12 protein-coding genes are annotated in these 16169 nt (G+C 71.3%); 8 read left to right on the forward strand and 4 right to left on the reverse strand.

The window, feature by feature from the left end:
• The first annotated feature begins 23 nt into the window (after positions 1–23).
• On the forward strand, positions 24–1334 hold the full coding sequence (locus AXK61_RS23050; protein ID WP_068574745.1) for an ABC transporter ATP-binding protein: 1311 nt from the start codon (positions 24–26) through the stop codon (positions 1332–1334).
• 185 nt (positions 1335–1519) lie between these two features.
• Positions 1520–2527 carry a M23 family metallopeptidase gene (locus tag AXK61_RS23055; RefSeq protein ID WP_068574743.1) on the forward strand — a complete coding sequence of 336 codons (1008 nt, stop codon included), beginning with the start codon at positions 1520–1522 and terminating at the stop codon, positions 2525–2527.
• Between the two features lie 95 nt (positions 2528–2622).
• Here AXK61_RS23055 and pcrA read toward each other — a convergent pair whose 3' ends face one another.
• The 3 genes from pcrA to AXK61_RS23070 form a co-directional block, all read right to left on the reverse strand.
• Complete coding sequence (gene pcrA / locus AXK61_RS23060; RefSeq protein WP_082778200.1) at positions 2623–5049, reverse strand: DNA helicase PcrA; 2427 nt, start codon at positions 5047–5049, stop codon at positions 2623–2625.
• A gap of 386 nt (positions 5050–5435) precedes the next feature.
• Entirely contained in the window at positions 5436–7235 is a 1800-nt protein-coding gene (locus AXK61_RS23065) for a hypothetical protein (protein ID WP_068574739.1), read from the reverse strand.
• Positions 7236–7412: 177 nt separating this feature from the next.
• Complete coding sequence (locus AXK61_RS23070) at positions 7413–9248, reverse strand: hypothetical protein (protein ID WP_068574737.1); 1836 nt, start codon at positions 9246–9248, stop codon at positions 7413–7415.
• A 43-nt stretch (positions 9249–9291) separates the two neighbouring features.
• On the opposite strand from AXK61_RS23070, the gene AXK61_RS23075 reads away from it, so the two are divergent.
• The gene (locus tag AXK61_RS23075; protein WP_068574736.1) at positions 9292–9576 is read left to right on the forward strand and encodes a chorismate mutase; all 285 of its coding nucleotides are present in this window, start codon (positions 9292–9294) and stop codon (positions 9574–9576) included.
• Positions 9577–9591: 15 nt separating this feature from the next.
• Here the strand turns inward: AXK61_RS23075 and AXK61_RS23080 are convergent, their stop codons facing one another.
• Positions 9592–10719 (reverse strand): FAD-dependent oxidoreductase, encoded by a 1128-nt coding sequence (locus AXK61_RS23080; RefSeq protein ID WP_068574734.1) that lies wholly within the window; start codon positions 10717–10719, stop codon positions 9592–9594.
• 73 nt (positions 10720–10792) lie between these two features.
• On the opposite strand from AXK61_RS23080, the gene AXK61_RS23085 reads away from it, so the two are divergent.
• From AXK61_RS23085 to AXK61_RS23105, 5 genes are all read left to right on the forward strand, one after another.
• Entirely contained in the window at positions 10793–11455 is a 663-nt protein-coding gene (locus AXK61_RS23085; RefSeq protein ID WP_068574732.1) for a TetR/AcrR family transcriptional regulator, read from the forward strand.
• 95 nt (positions 11456–11550) lie between these two features.
• Complete coding sequence (stf0, locus tag AXK61_RS23090; RefSeq protein ID WP_068747099.1) at positions 11551–12348, forward strand: trehalose 2-sulfotransferase; 798 nt, start codon at positions 11551–11553, stop codon at positions 12346–12348.
• Positions 12345–13286 (forward strand): sulfate adenylyltransferase subunit CysD, encoded by a 942-nt coding sequence (gene cysD / locus AXK61_RS23095; RefSeq protein ID WP_068574728.1) that lies wholly within the window; start codon positions 12345–12347, stop codon positions 13284–13286. Before stf0 ends, cysD begins: the two co-directional genes overlap by 4 nt.
• A gap of 61 nt (positions 13287–13347) precedes the next feature.
• The gene (gene cysC / locus AXK61_RS23100; protein ID WP_068747100.1) at positions 13348–15237 is read left to right on the forward strand and encodes an adenylyl-sulfate kinase; all 1890 of its coding nucleotides are present in this window, start codon (positions 13348–13350) and stop codon (positions 15235–15237) included.
• Positions 15234–16142 (forward strand): formylglycine-generating enzyme family protein, encoded by a 909-nt coding sequence (locus tag AXK61_RS23105; protein ID WP_082778198.1) that lies wholly within the window; start codon positions 15234–15236, stop codon positions 16140–16142. The genes cysC and AXK61_RS23105 overlap by 4 nt, the downstream gene beginning before the upstream one ends.
• Positions 16143–16169: the final 27 nt, after the last annotated feature.

Below are 16169 nucleotides of genomic sequence, written 5' to 3' on the forward strand. Positions count from 1 at the left end.
CCTGTATTACTAGGAGCTCTCCCATGACCGTCACCACCGCCACCCCGCTGATCCGTCTCGCAGGCCTCACCAAGAGCTTCGAGGGCGCCCGCGGCGACACCCTGACCGTCCTCGACGACATCGACCTCACCATCGAGCCGGGCGAGATCGTCGCCCTCCTCGGCCGGTCGGGTTCCGGCAAGTCGACCCTCCTCCGGATCATCGCCGGGCTCATTCCCGCCACGTCCGGCACCGTCGAGGCCGACGGTGCCGCACTCGCCGGCCCCAACCCCGGCACGTCCATGGTCTTCCAGTCCTTCGCCCTGATGCCCTGGCTGACGGTCCAGGACAACGTCGAGCTCGGGCTCGCCGCCCGCAACGTGCCCCGCGAGGAGCGCCGCGCCCGCGCGCTCGCCGCCATCGACACCATCGGCCTCGACGGGTTCGAGTCGGCGTACCCGCGGGAGCTGTCCGGCGGCATGCGCCAGCGCGTCGGCTTCGCCCGCGCCCTGGTCCTCGAGCCCGACCTGCTGCTGATGGACGAGCCCTTCTCCGCCCTCGACGTGCTGACCGCCGAGAACCTGCGCGGCGAGCTCGTCGAACTGTGGGCGCAGGACGACTTCCCCACTCGGAGCGTGTGCATCGTCACCCACAACATCGAGGAGGCGGTGCTGCTCGCCGACCGCGTCGTCGTGCTCGGGTCCAAGCCCGGCCGGATCGTCCACGAGTCCCGGATCGACCTGCCGCGCCCTCGCACGCGCACCGCACCCGAGTTCGAGGCGATCGTCGACGAGCTGTACGGCGCCCTCACCGGACGCAGCGTCGAGATCGAGCACGCACCCGACCCCGGCGAGGCGACCCCCGCCAGCCGGCCCCTGCCCGACGCCACCGTCGGTGGGCTCGCGGGCCTCGTCGAGCTCGTGCACGCGCACGAGGACCACGCCGACCTGCCCGACCTCGCCGCGGACCTCAATTTCGAGCTCGACGACATCATGCCGCTCGTCGACGCCGCGGCGATGCTGGGCTTCGTCGAGGTCACCGGCAACGACATCAGCATCACCGAGGAGGGACGCGTCTTCGTCACGGTGCCGCTGACCGAGGCCAAGGAGGTGTTCGCGCGCCAGGCCGCCGGGCGGGCGCCGCTGGTCCGGACGATCCTGCGCACCCTGCGCTCCTCGAACGACGGTGCCGTCCGGCTCGGCCTGTTCGTCGACCTCCTGCGGCGCGGATTCGGCCCCGAGGACGCCGACCGGCAGATGCGGCTGGCGATCGACTGGGGGCGGTACGCGGAGCTCTACGACTACGACGCGGACGCCGATCGGATCCGGCTCGATCCGGCTGCAGCACTGTCGTGATCCGGCGCTTTGTTATCGCATTGTGACCAAGCACACATTCGCCACGAGGGCACCCCTAGAGGTTGTCTCGCCGCAATCATTTCGTTATCGTCGACGGGACGCGGGTCACAGAGCGGTCACGACGAGGACATCGTCGGATCACCGAGTGGCCCGAAGTGCGGTTTTACGGTTGGAGTAGGCGAGATATGACACGGAGTCGCGAGGACCACGTGAGCTTCAAGGGCTCCACGCAGGTACTGGACGATGAGTCGATCACCGCGATCATTCCGTTGGACGAGCTCGAGGCCCGCCTCGAAGCCGCCTACGCCGAGACCTGGACCGACGCGTCCGACGGTGAATCGGCGCTGCTCTACCGCCCGTCCCGCTCGGAGGTCACGCAGGACCTCATGATCCCCGAGGTGCTGTTCACCGGCACCCCGCGGTTCGACGGCCCGGCCCTGGACGAGGACGAGGACACCGCACTCCTCGCCGAGCCCGAGCTCGCGCCCGAGCCCCTCGCCGACCCCGTCCGCCGGGGTGGCAAGCACCGCGTTCCCGCTCCCCCGCACGCCCTCAAGGGCCGCGCCGCACTGCTGGCCCTGGCCGCCGGCGCGACCGTCGCCGGTGCCGCCGTCTCGACCGCGCCCGACGAGGGCCCGTCGACCTCGCAGCAGCCCATCGCACCGGCGCCCGGCCCCGAGGCCAACGCCGGCCGCCAGGCGCCGCTGCCGCCCGCGCAGGACATGGACCAGTTCACCGCCGGTCTCGCGGGTGGCAAGGCCCGCAAGGACGCCGACGACAAGCGCATCATCGACTCGATGCGCCCGAAGGTGATCGCACCGATCAACGGCGCGACCCTGACCTCGAACTTCGGCACCCGATGGGGCGCCATGCACGGCGGGCTCGACCTGGCCGCGCCGCTCGGCACCCCGCTGTTCGCGGCCGCCGACGGCGTCGTCACCGACGCCGGCCCCGCGTCCGGCTTCGGCATCTGGATCAAGATCCGGCTCTCGGACGGCACCGTCCTGGTCTACGGCCACATGTACAACGTGAACGTGCACGCCGGCCAGACCGTCAAGGCCGGCGACCTGATCAGCTGGGTCGGCAGCAACGGCTACTCCACCGGCCCGCACCTGCATTTCGAGGTGCACAGCCCCGCCGGCGCGAAGATGGACCCGCAGGCCTGGCTGGCCGAGCGCGGCGTCAACGTCTAGAACTCCAGCACACGCAGAAGGCGCCCCGGATCACTCCGAGGCGCCTTTCGCGTTGCGTGGCGCCGTAGGGGCGGCGGCGGCCCACTACCGCGCCGTCAGAGCTTCTCCATCGGCAGGCCGAAGTGCGACATCAGCGTCATCGTGCCCGCCGAGCCGAAGTCGAAGGTCGTCTGCTCCATCGTGCTGCCCTGAGCCGTGATCCGGGTGACGGTGCCCATGCCGAACGAGTCGTGCAGCACCCTGTCGCCCACCGTGAGCTTGAGCTTGTTCGAACGCCGCGCCGGCTTGGGCTCCCGCTTGGACTTCCAGGCACCGTCGGCGCCCTGGGCCCCGCCTCGACCGCCGTACGTGCCCCCGCCCCAGGATTGACGGTCCTGCCCGAACACGCCCCGCGCACCGCCGAAGCGGTTGCCGCCCTTGGGTTCCGTGCGGCGCCAGTCGATGAGGTGCTGCGGGATCTCGGCGAGGAACCGCGACTCGGGGTTCTGCATGGGATCACCCCAGGTGGAACGGATCATGGCGCGGCTGACGTAGAGACGTTCGCGGGCGCGGGTGATACCCACGTACGCGAGACGACGCTCCTCGGCGAGCTCCGCCTCGTCGCCCAGGGCGCGCATGTGCGGGAACTGGCCGTCCTCCCAGCCGGTCACGAAGACGACGGGGAACTCGAGTCCCTTGGCGGTGTGCAACGTCATCATCGTGACCACGCCCGCCTCGTTGTCCGGAACCTGGTCGGCGTCGGCGACCAGCGAGACCCGCTCGAGGAACGCGGCCAGCGAGCCGGGCTCGGGTGCACCCTCGTCGACCACCACATCGGTGAAGTCCTGCGCGGAGAACTCCCGCGCGACGCTGATCAGCTCCTCGATGTTCTCCAGGCGCGCACCGTCCTGCGGGTCGGACGAGCCCTCGAGCTCGGCCCGGTATCCGGTCTTCTCGACGACGGCGTCGAGCAGGTCACCCAGGTCCTGATCGTCGTCGGCGGCGGTGCGGCGCAGATCGGCCATGAGGCCCGAGAACGCCGCGATCGCGTTGCGGGAGCGGGGGTTCAGCATGGCGACGGTGCCCTCGACCGCGTCGTCGATGGCTCCGCTGAAGGTGCCCCCACGGTTCTCGGCGTGCACCGTGAGGCAGGCCACGGCACGGTCGCCGATGCCCCGGCGAGGAGTGTTGACGATGCGCTGCAGACTCACGGTGTCGTTCGGGTTGTCGATCGCACGCAGGTAGGCGACGAGGTCGCGGACCTCCTTGCGCTCGTAGAACCGGACACCGCCGACCACCTTGTAGGGCACGCCGTGGCGGATGAACACCTCTTCCAGCACGCGAGCGGCGGTGTTGGTGCGGTAGAAGACCGCCACATCGCTGTACTTGACGCCCTGATCCGCCAGCGCGTCGACCTCCGAGACCACGAAGCTCGCCTCGTCGTGCTCATTGTCGGCGACGTAGCCCGTGATGAGCTGCCCGTCGCCCTGGTCCGTCCACAGCTTCTTGTCGCGGCGGCCCGCGTTGCGGGAGATCACGGCGTTCGCCGCGGACAGGATGGTCTGCGTGGAGCGATAGTTCTGTTCCAGCAGAATGGTTTCGGCGTTCGGGAAGTCCCGCTCGAACTCCTCGATGTTGCGGATCGTTGCGCCGCGGAAGGCGTAGATCGACTGGTCCGCATCGCCCACGACGCAGAGCTCGCTGGGCTCCACGCCATCCGCGTCGGTCTCCAGCCCCACGAGCTCGCGGACCAGCACGTACTGCGCGTGGTTGGTGTCCTGGTACTCGTCGACCATCACGTGCCGGAACCGGCGGCGGTAGTACTGCGCGACGTTCGGGTGCGACTGGAGCAGCGCCACCGTCTCCCCGATGAGATCGTCGAAGTCGAAGGCGTTCGCGCCGCGCAGGCGGGACTGGTACGTGCCGTACACCTCGGCGACGGTGACCGCGAAGGGCTCCCCCGTCTTCGCGGCGTCCGCTGACGCCTGTTCCGGGTCGATCAGCTCGTTCTTGAGGTTGCTGATGTGCGTGGCGAGCGCCCTCGGCGCGAACTTCTTCGCGTCCAGCCCCATGTCCTTGACGATCATGGTGAGCAGCCGGCGGGAATCGTCCGCGTCGTAGATGGAGAAGTTGGAGTTCATCCCCGCCAGCAAGCCGGCCTGGGCGCGCAGGATCCGCACGCAGGTGGAGTGGAACGTGGAGACCCACATGATCTTCGCGCGGGGGCCGATGAGCCCGGCGACGCGCTCGCGCATCTCCGCCGCGGCCTTGTTGGTGAAGGTGATCGCCAGGACCTGCCCCGGCTGCGTGTTGCGGGCCGCCAGCAGGTAGGCGATGCGACGGGTGAGCACGGCCGTCTTCCCCGAGCCCGCGCCCGCGACGATGAGCAGCGGCGAACCCTCGTGGAGGACGGCCGCCCGCTGCTGCGGGTTCAGCCCCTCCAGCAGTTCCTGCCCGCGCTCCTGCCGCTTCACCTGCGCTTTCTCGCGGGAGAAGGGCTGACGCTGGCGGAGTCCGGACTGCTGCGGTGCTGGGTTACTCATCTCCCGTCCAGCCTAGCCGGGGTGGGTGACAAGTTTTCGCACGCCGTTCGTGGCGATTCATGCGGCGCCGTGGCGTGCACCGAGTGGAGCCGTCCGCGCACCCGGAACGCCCGAGCGCACCCGGCGTGCCGGGTGCGCTCGGGTGGAGTGAGCCGGATCACACAAGAACCGGACGAACGGAACATACGCCCACGCCGTGGATTTTCGGACTCGATTCGAAGAAGCTTTGCGACACCATACGTCCATCTGTCTCAATGCTGTCTGCATGTTTCTGAACCCACCAGTTCAGAGGGTATTTTCTCTCGGTCAGAAACGAAACCGCCCCCAGGTGGCTCCGCGGCCGGTAGTTCCGCGGGCGTGCACTGGGGAGCGGTTCGCGCAGCGAATCACGCGCCGGCGGAGACCTCCGACGCTGCCCCGGCGGCACCCGCATCCGCCGGATCTCCCGCGGAGGCTTCCGCCGCCGGCGTCTCGACCGGCTCCGACGGTGCCGCGTCCGGAACGGCGGGCGTATCGCCACCCGACTCCGCGGGCGCCTCGGGCGCCGTCTCAGCCGGGACCCCGGGCGCCGTCTCGACGGGCGCCGCGGACTCGACGGGCGCGGCGGGCTCGACCACCGGCGCCGGCGCAGCGGCGACCTCATCAACCCCGTCGACGACGGTGACCGGCGCCTCCTGCGTCGGCGTGGGCGCGATCTCGTCCGCGACGGTCGCCGCGATCGCGGTCACCGGCACGTCGCCGGCCGCGGGCTTCGCCGCGTCCGCCGCAGGCTTCGCGGGCCCGAAGGCGTCGAAGATGTTCTTCCCGATGTTCGCGAGCCCCGGGAAGAGCGCGTTGTCGAACGGGTTGTCCTTAGCGACGAACAGACGATCGTTGAGGAAGGTCGTCAGCGCGCCGATGTCCGTCGTCAGTCCGGTGAGCGCCTTCGAAGGATCGCCGGACAGCAGCGCGGTCACCAGGTTCTGGCCGCCCCCCACCACCTTGCCCGGAGTGTCGAAGAGCACTGCCAGAGCCGAGTTTCCGAGGCCGATGAAATCGGCCTGGGAGTTCGTGAGACCGGTGCCGATCGGACCGAGGTAGGGGTTGATCAGGTCCGTGACCGGCAGGACACCGCCCAGCATGACGATGATCGACAGCGCCTTCGCCTTGTCGGCGACGTCTCCGATCGCGCCGGCGGCGTCCCCCTTGCCGATCTTGGCGAGCGCGTCGGTGATCGTCTTCACGACGCCGGGCGTCCACTGATCACCCTTGATGCTCGAGACGAGCATCTCGTAGCCGTCCTTCCACGCGGCGAACAGCGTCTGGAAGTCCGGCATCCCGAGCGCCGGCGCAGCCGCCACCGCCGCCTGGGCGGCGAGCGCGTCGACCTTGGCCGGGGAGGCGGCGGGCACCGACGGGATCACCGCGCCGAGCAGTGTGCTGCCCACCTTGACCAGGTTCGGAAGCAGGCCCGTCGAACCGTTGGTCACATAGGTCTCGAGGAACTTGCCCACGTTGTTAATACCGGCACCGACCGCCGCGCCGACCTTGGAGACGTCACCGGTCATCACGGCCTTGGCGATGGCTTCGCCGGCCTTGAGCAGTTCGGTGGGCAGTCGCAGCGGGAGCCCGAGCGCGGCCTGGCCGAGGGCGATCATGCTGCCGTCGTTGAGTGCCGCGTCGAGCGCCGCGCCGATCTTCCCCAGCTTGGGGTTGAACTGATCGGCGATCGGGAACATCGCGCTCATCAGAGCGATGAACAGGGTCGACTCGAGCTGGCCGCCGATCGGGCTGTACGCCCCCGACAGGCTGCCCTTCGAGATCGCGTCGAGCGCCGTCTGCAGCGCCTTCGGGAAGCCCGCACCTGCGTAATCGCCGGTGCCCGACGCGGATTCGAAGGTCGCCTTCAGCGCGTCCTGCAGCGTCTTCGAGAGGAACTCGACGTCGCCCCAACCCCACGACGGGGCCGCGGCGGCAGCGGTGACGCCCGGCACGGAGACACGCGGCAGGAACGCGGCGGCGGAGCCGGCGACCTGCGTCTGCAGGTTCACGAGCGTGGCGGGGTTGACGAAGATCGTCGACGCGGGAGCGGTGACCGCGCCCACCGAGGCGGTCATGGGCGCGACCGCGACCGCGGCGGCGGTGACGATGGCCAGGGAGGCGCCGACGTAACGGCGTGGAACGGAACGGCGGACGGCAGCGTGCATGGAAGCAACACCCTTCGACTGGAGTGATGCCGATCACTGGCGATCGGACGTGGGCACCATATCGTCCACATCGTGGGTTTTAAGCCCGATTTCAGAATCTTTGCGACATCTAACGTCGATGTGTCGCATGCATGAAACCCACAGTGTTGAATATTCGCAGGTCAGAGTGTTCGCAGGTCAGCGAGGCGCCGCGTCCGGCATGGACGCCGGGACGAGCAGACCGATCGGCCCGCTGCCGACGCAGACGACCAGACCGGGCGTCTCCGCGCGGGCGGCGAGCCCGTCCCCCGTCCCCGTGACCCGGGCGTAGACGGTGTGCGCTCCCTTGCGCAGCGGTACGCGGACGGGCCTGGCTCCGCGCTGCTGCTGCAGCACGACGACACCGTCGGACGACGCGAGGTAGTTGAGCTCCACGACCCAGTCCCAGAACGCCAGCGGCCCCTCGAAGGCGAGGGTCGCGGAGGCACCGTCGTCGACGCGGGTGCCGCACGGGAACGGCCCGAGCGGCAGACTGCGGACCCGCGTGACGCGGCCGGGCTGGAACCGTCCCGACCGGTCGACGACGGTGGCCTCGTCCGCGTGGTCGGCGAACCGAGGGTGCGCGGGCTGGGTGGCGAGGATCCGCGAGAGCCGGTTGTTCGGGCCCGACAGCGGGCTCAGGACATCGCCGTAGACCTCCTGGTCGAGCACCTCTCGTCCCGCGTACTCCGCGGAGCCCGCGCGCAGTTCCCGCAGGTAGGGGCCGGTCGGATTGTCGCGCCAGACCGGGGCGAAGCGGACGGCGGAGACGGTGGAGCTGAGCGCGAACACCACCACGACGGCGATCCACAGTCGGCGGTCCCTCGTGAACCCGGCGGTTTTCGACATCACGAGGCCGAATCCGGCGTCCCGACCCCGGAATCGGCCGGATTCACGACGCAGCACCAGCGCGCCCGCGAGCGTGAGCACCCAGGCGAAGTCCGCGAAGTACCGCAGGGACAGAGGCAGCAGCGGCGACGTGTACTCGGAGCTGCGCAGGAAGAACACCGTCGAGGACACGCCCAGGAAGTACAGCACCGCAGCGCCCCAGGCGACGAGCCCCCGCGGCGCGCGCAACCGCGTGACCAGCACGATCCCTGCGATCGCGAGCAGCCCGAACACGGTGAGCACCACACCCGTCACCACGATGGGCGGCCCGGGGTTGGTGCGCGTCCACGTCCACGGCCCGCCGACCGCGGCGGGCGCGATCACGGCGTTCACCGACCGCCACAAGGTCCGGGCCGTGAACCCGACGGTGTGGGTGCCGGGCCGCGAGGCCGTGACGGTCAGCCACAGCACGATCCACGCGGTGACGACGACCGCGAACGCGCCCCACAACCACCGACCGCGCCGCAGCACCGTCCGCACGGGCCGACGGTGCCCCCGCAGGTAGGGCAACAGGCAGGCGGTCGCGAGCGCGACGAACGGGATGACCAGCGCCTTCTCGAAGAACAGCAGCGAGAGCACCAACGCGAGCACCGCGTAGACCCCGGACCGCCGGCGGCCGCGCAGGTAGCGCACCGTCTCGGCGACCACCACCGCCAGCCCGATCTGCAGCGGCAGTGCGTTGAGGCCCGACGCCCACCACGCCATCGCCGTCAGCGTGAGCGGACTGAACAGGAAGAACACGAACGGGACCAGCACCACCGGCCGACGCCCGGCGACCACGACCAGCGCCCGCAGGGTCGCCAGCGATGCCAGCAACTGCAGGACCAGGAGTGATGTCGCCGCTGCCGGCCAGCTCAGCGGCGCGACCTTGGTCAGGACGGCGGCGGCGAACAGGGTGCCCGGCATGAAATGGCCGTCGTAGTCGACGAACCAGGCGCTCAGGTCGGTCAGCGGTCGCGACGCCCGGCCGATGAAGGCGACATCGTCCCAGTAGAAGTTCCCCCGCGCGAGCACGTACGCGCGGACCGCGAGCGACACCGCGATGAGCACCGCCGCGCCGACCCACAGCAGGCGCTGCGGAGCGGGGAGCCGGGTGGGACGGTGCACGGTGTGTGATCGTAGGTCCCGCGCCTGTGGAAAACTTGAACCCATGAGCACACCGGACGACACCGGCGCCGAGACGCCGCTCGCCGAAGAGGAGATCCAGGCCCTCCGCGAGGAGATCGACCGCCTCGACGCGGAGATCCTGGCCGCGGTGAAGCGCCGCAGCGAGGTCTCGCAGATCATCGGCCGCACACGTATGGCGTCGGGCGGCACGCGCCTGGTGCACTCGCGGGAGATGAAGGTGCTCGAGCGGTTCTCCGAGCTCGGCCGCGAGGGGCACACCCTCGCCATGCTCCTCCTCCGTCTGGGCCGGGGCCCGCTGGGCCGCTAGTCCGACGGTCCGCGGTCAGCCCCGGCCGACCCCTGCGAAGAAGTCCAGCAGGCTGTTCGGTGCGTCGTCGCCGAGCATCATGGTGGCCATCTCGTCCGCGGACGCCGCGGAGGCCGCGGCGCGCTCGAACATCTCCCGCTCGTACGCGGTGAGCGCGATGTCGCGGTCTCCGGGATTCTCGACGATGTGCCGGGCGAGTTCGGCACCGTCGAACAGCGCGATGTTGGCGCCCTCGCCGGCCGGCGGGCTGACGTGGGCGGCGTCGCCGACCAGCGTGACGCCCGGGACGCGGTCCCAGCGGATCCCGACCGGCAGGGTGTACAGCTTCCGCGGCACGGGCGGCGTGTCCGATTCACTGACCAGGCGGGTCAGCGCGTCGGACCAGCCCGGATACTCCGCGAGCACGGCGCCGACGGCCGACGTGCCCGTCCACTCGATCCCGTCGGCCCAATCCTCGGGGACGTGCAGCTGCGCGTAGGTGTGGACGATGCCGCCCGCCTCCGCGTGGGTACTGATCCCGCGACCCGGCGCGAGGGCGAACATCGCGCCCTCCCCCACCAGTTCGGCGATGCCCGGGTGGCGGCGCCCGACGTCGTGCAGGTAGGTCTCGACGTAGGTGGTGCCGTAGTAGGTGGGCTTCGCGTCGGTGAGCAGCGGCCGGACCTTGGACCAGGCCCCGTCGGCGCCCACCAGCAGCTCGGTCGCGACGGTGGCCCCGTCGGCGAAGGTGAGCTCGTGCCGACCGCCGCCGAGCGCGCGCACCGCGACGACCTTGGCGCCCCAGCGGATGGCGTCGGCCGGTAGGGAATCGATGAGCAGCTGTCGCAGCTCTCCGCGGAGGACCTCGGGCCGGCCGCCGTCGCCGTCGTCGGGGAGGTCGAGGAGGACGGTGCCGTCGCGGCCGAGGGCCCGGGTCGCCTCGCCGCCCTCGTGGATCAGCGCGCGGAACTGCGCGGTCAGCCCGGCCGCCTCGATCGCGGCCTGGCCGTCGGCCTCGTGGATGTCGAGCTGGCCGCCCTGCGTGCGCGACATGGGCGTCGGCTCGGCCTCGTAGATCACGGCGTCGATGCCGTGGACGTGCAGGACGCGGGCCAGGGCGAGGCCGCCGAGTCCGGCACCGATGATCGTGATGGGTGTCTGCATGGTGCTCCCCTTTCATTGGAACAACGTTCCATACGAGCTTGGAACATCGTTCCACTCATGTCAAGATGGAGGCGTGCCACCCCGCAGCCGCCGCACCGACGCCCTCTCCCGCGACCGCATCGTCGACGCCGCGATCGACCTGCTCGACGACAGCGGCGCCGACGCGCTGACCTTCCGCGCCCTCGGCGGCGCCCTGAACACGGGCAGCGGGGCGATCTACCACCACATCGCCGGCAAGGACGAGCTCCTCGCCGCCGCGACCGACGCCGTCCTGCGGCCGATCCTCGCCGCGCCCGCGGGCGGCCGTGACCCCCGCGAGACGATCCGCGGCCTCGCACTCACCCTGTTCGACACGATCGACGCGCACCCGTGGCTGGCCACCCAGGTGATGGCCGATCCGGGTCGGCCGGCGAACCTGCTGCTGAGCGAGCGGATCGGCGGCGCCGTTCTGGCGATGGGCCCGCCGGAGGACGCGCTGTTCGACGCCGCCACCGCGATCGTCGGCTACGTGCTCGGCTCGGCGGCCCAGAACGCCGCCAACGCGCGCTCGGACCTCGCCCGCAGCGGGCCCAGCCGCGAGGAGCTGCTCGGCGGCGTCGCGGCCCGCATCGGGCAGCTGGATCCCGACGAGTTCCCGTACCTGCGCCGCATCGCCGCGACCATGGCCGACCACGACGACCGCGCCCAGTTCCTCGCCGGGCTCGACCTGCTCCTGGCCGGCATCGACGCCCTGTAGCGAACGCACCACACCGGCTGCGATCCGTCAAGGATCACGTTCACGGTGCCATCGAACCCCAGGTCGGAAGGCCTTTCTGCGCCAGACTGGCGGGCATGCCCAGCCCTGACGACTATCTCGTGTGCGCCAGCCAGCGCAGCGGGAGCACCCTCCTCGTGGAGTCGCTCGCGGCCACCGGCGTCGCCGGGCGGCCGCAGGAGTTCTTCCAGTACTACCCGTCTTCGTCGCTGTCGCCGCAGCCGCGCGAGTGGTTCGCCGGCGTCGACGATGCGTCGCTGCTCGACCTCCTCGACCGGATCGATCCCGGCACCGTCGACCCGCGCGGCCCCGCGCAGTGGCGCGCCGACGTGCTGCGCGAGGGCCGGACGCCCAACGGCGTGTGGGGCGGCAAGCTCATGTGGAACCAGACGCCCGTCCTCGTGACCCGCACCCGCACCGCGTCGGGCTCGGTGCGGACGGCCATCCGCTCGCTGTTCGACGGTGCCGACCCCCTGTACGTGCACGTCCACCGGCCCGATGTGGTCGCACAGGCCGTGTCGATGTGGCGTGCGGTACAGACCCGGGTGTGGCGCGACGACCCCGATCACGACCGCGAGCGCGACGAGCGCGCCGTGTACCGCGCCGACGGGATCGCCCACCTGGCCGGGATCCTGCGCGAGCAGGAGCGGTCGTGGCGGGCGTGGTTCGCGTTCGAGGGCATCACCCCGCTCGAGATCGACTTCCACGAGCTCACCGCGGACCCGCAGAAGACGACGGCGCGCGTGCTGGACGCGATCGGGCAGGACCCGCAGCTCGCTCCCCCGCCGCCGCTCAAACCCCAGTCCAACGACCGCTCCAAGGAGTGGGCGGAGCGCTACCGCGCCGACGCCGCCGAGAACGGATACCCCCTATGAGCACCGCGACACCCGAACCGATCGCCGCCGTCGACGAGCTGCGCGTCCTCGAGGCCGAGGCGGTGCACATCATCCGCGAGGTGGCCGCCGAGCTGGAGCGACCGGTGCTTCTGTTCTCGGGCGGCAAGGACTCCATCGTGCTGCTCCGTCTGGCGGAGAAGGCCTTCCGGCCCTCGCCGCTGCCCTTCCCGATCCTGCACGTGGACACGGGCCACAACTTCCCCGAGGTGATCGACTTCCGCGGGCGCCGCGTCGCTCCGACCGCGGAGAACCCCGACGGGATCGAGCTCATCGTCGCCTCGGTGCAGGAGTCGATCGACGCGGGTCGGGTCGCCGAGTCGACGGAGTCCTCCGGCTCTCGGAACCGGCTGCAGACCCGCACCCTGCTGGACGCGCTGGAGGCCGGGAACTTCGACGCCGCGTTCGGCGGCGCCCGGCGCGACGAGGAGCGGGCCCGCGCGAAGGAGCGGGTGTTCAGCTTCCGCAACGAGTTCGGCCAGTGGGACCCGCGGGCGCAGCGCCCCGAGCCCTGGTCGCTCTACAACGGCCGCATCCGCCGCGGCGAGTCCGTCCGGGTGTTCCCCCTGTCCAACTGGACCGAGCTCGACATCTGGCGCTACATCGAGCTCGAGGGCCTCGAGTTGCCGCCGATCTACTACGCGAGCGAGCGCGAGGTCTTCGAGCGCGACGGGATCCTGCTGGCCGTCTCGGAGTTCACGCAGCCGCGCGCCGGCGAGACAGTGAACCGGGAGTGGGTGCGCTACCGCACCGTGGGCGACCTGACCATCACCGGCGCGGTCCGCAGCCGCGCCACCGAGATCCACGACGTGATCGCGGAGATCTCCGCCGCCACGGTCTCGGAGCGGGGCGAGACCCGCGCCGACGACCGAACGTCGGCCGCGGCCATGGAGGACCGGAAGAAAGAGGGCTATTTCTGATGAATCGCGTTCCGAACCCCGCCACCGGATCGGTCGCGGACACCGCTGCGGGGTACTTCTGATGACGGACGTACTGGCACCACCGACCACGCGCCAGCTGTTGCGCCTCGCCACCGCAGGGTCCGTCGACGACGGCAAGTCGACGCTCATCGGCCGCCTGCTGCACGACACCGGCAGCCTGCCCACCGACCACCTGGACGCCGTGACCGACGGCGACGAGGTGGACCTCGCGGCGCTGTCCGACGGCCTGCGCGCCGAGCGCGAGCAGGGCATCACCATCGACGTCGCGTACCGGTTCTTCTCCACCGAGTCGCGCAGCTACGTGCTCGCCGACACCCCCGGCCACGAGCGCTACACCCGCAACATGTTCACCGGCGCCTCCAACGCGCACGTCGCGATCCTGCTGGTGGACGCCCGCAAGGGGGTGCTGCGCCAGACCCGCCGGCACGCGCGCATCGCGACGCTCCTCGGCGTGCCGCACGTCATCGCCGCGGTGAACAAGATCGACCTCGTCGACTTCTCCGCGGAGCGGTTCGCGGAGGTCGAGGCGGAGCTCGCCGAGCTCGCGGTCCGGCTCGGCCTGGACGCGATCCCCGCGATCCCGCTGGCCGCCAAGCTCGGCGACAACGTGGTGCATCGCTCCGAGCACACCCCCTGGTACGACGGGCCCACGCTCCTCGAACACCTCGAGACCGTGCCCCTGCGGGCACCGTCGGCGGTCGCGACGGAACTGCGCCTCCCGGTGCAGTGGGTCTCCCGCCCCACGGCCGAGCGGCGCCGACGGTACGCCGGGCGCGTCGCCGCCGGCACGCTGACCGTGGGCGACGAGGTGCTGGTCCTGCCGTCCGGGAGCAGGTCGACGGTGACCGCGCTCGACACGCTCGATGACGACCGCGCGACGGCCGTCGCTCCACTGTCGGTGTCCGTCGAGCTGGCCGACGACATCGACGTGGGCCGCGGCGACGTCCTGGTCTCCGGTGCCGAGGGCGCGCACCTGCCGGTGAACGCGCGCGAGCTGGAGGTCACCGTCTGCTGGCTGGCCGAGAAGCCCTTGCGCGCCGGGGACCGCGTCGCGCTCAAGCACGCCACCGCGACGGTCCGCGCGACGGTCCAGTCCCTGGAACGGCGCCTCGACCCCGAGACGCTCATCGAGCAGGTGGGGCCGAGCGAGCTGGCGCTGAACGACATCGGGACCGTCACCCTGCGGACCTCGTCGGTCGTGGTGGCCGACCCGTACGCGCAGAACCGGGACACGGGCGCGCTGATCCTCATCGACGAGGCGAGCAACGACACCGTCGGCGCGGGCACGATCGCGGTCGCCCGCGAGGTGATCCCCGGGCAGGCGACCCGCAACGACATCCGCTGGCACCCCAGCTCGCTGGGCCGCACCGAACGCTGGGCCCGCACCGGCCAGCGCGGCGCGACGGTGTGGTTCACGGGCCTCCCCGCGTCCGGCAAGTCGACGGTGGCGGTCGCCCTGGAGCGGGCGCTGGTCTCGCGGGGCCGGGTCGCCTACCTCATCGACGGCGACAACATCCGCCACGGCATCTCCGACGACCTGGGCTTCTCCCCCGGCGACCGGGCCGAGAACATCCGCCGCGTGGGGCACCTGACGCGCCTGTTCGCCGACGCGGGCGTGATCTCGATCGCGTCCCTCGTCTCGCCGCTGCGCTCCGATCGCGACATCGCCCGGGAGCTGAACCTGGCGGCCGACATCGACTTCCTCGAGGTGCACGTCTCGACGCCGGTCAGCGAGTGCCGCAAGCGCGACCCGAAGGGCCTGTACGCCCGCGCGGACCGCGGCGAGCTGCGCGGTCTCACCGGCGTCGACGGACCGTACGAGAAGCCCGAGGACCCCGACCTGCGCTTCGACACCACCGGCGCCGACACCGACGAGCTCGCCCAGCGGGTGATCGCGCTGCTCACCGAACGCGGGATACTCGACGAGTGACCTGCTGCGCGCCTGAAGGCCCGGACCTGCCGCCGCACGCCGGCGCGGTGCCGGGCGGCGGCACGCACCCGATCCCCCAGGCCGGCGTCCCCGCCGGCGCGTTCGGCATGGGCGACGCGCACGGCGACGGCTACCGCGCCGACGGCGAGGTCCCCGTGCACCGGGTCGTGCTGCCGGGCTTCGCGATCGACGCGACGACGGTGACCGTCGCCGCGTTCGCGGCCTTCGCCGACGCGACCGGGTACGTGACCGATGCCGAGCGGTTCGGCGCGTCGGCCGTCTTCCGCGCGAGCGCAGCGGACCCGTCGGCCGGGGCGCCGGTCCCGGGCACGCCGTGGTGGCTGACGGTGCCGGGCGCGACGTTCCGCGCGCCGGGCGGGCCCGGCACCGTCGCCCTGGACGACCATCCGGTCGTGCACGTCTCGTACGCGGACGCCCTCGCGTACTGCGCATGGACCGGTCGCGCCCTGCCGACCGAGGCGCAGTGGGAGTACGCGGCCCGCGGCGGGCTCGACGGCGCGCGCTACCCGTGGGGCGACGAGCACCCGGTGACCGGCCGGGACTGCAACGTCTTCGTCGGGGCATTCCCCGAGTCCGACGGGGCCGTCGGCACCGTCGCGGCGCGCTCGTACTCGCCGAACGGCTACGGCCTGTACCAGGCGGTGGGGAACGTGTGGGAGTGGTGCGCCGACCGCTTCTCGGCGCGCTACTACCGTGCGGCACCGGAGGTCTCGCCGACGGGGCCCGACCGCGGCACCGCCCGGGTGCTGCGCGGCGGCAGCCACCTGTGCCACGACTCCTACTGCTACCGCTACCGCACGGCGGCCCGCAGCCACAACACCCCGAGCTCGACGGCGGGCAACATCGGATTCCGCACCGTGTCCGATTCCGATATACTGATCTGACGAATCCGATATAGACGGAGGTGAGGG

The organism is Tsukamurella pseudospumae (assembly GCF_001575205.1).
GTDB classification, from domain to species: domain Bacteria; phylum Actinomycetota; class Actinomycetes; order Mycobacteriales; family Mycobacteriaceae; genus Tsukamurella; species Tsukamurella pseudospumae.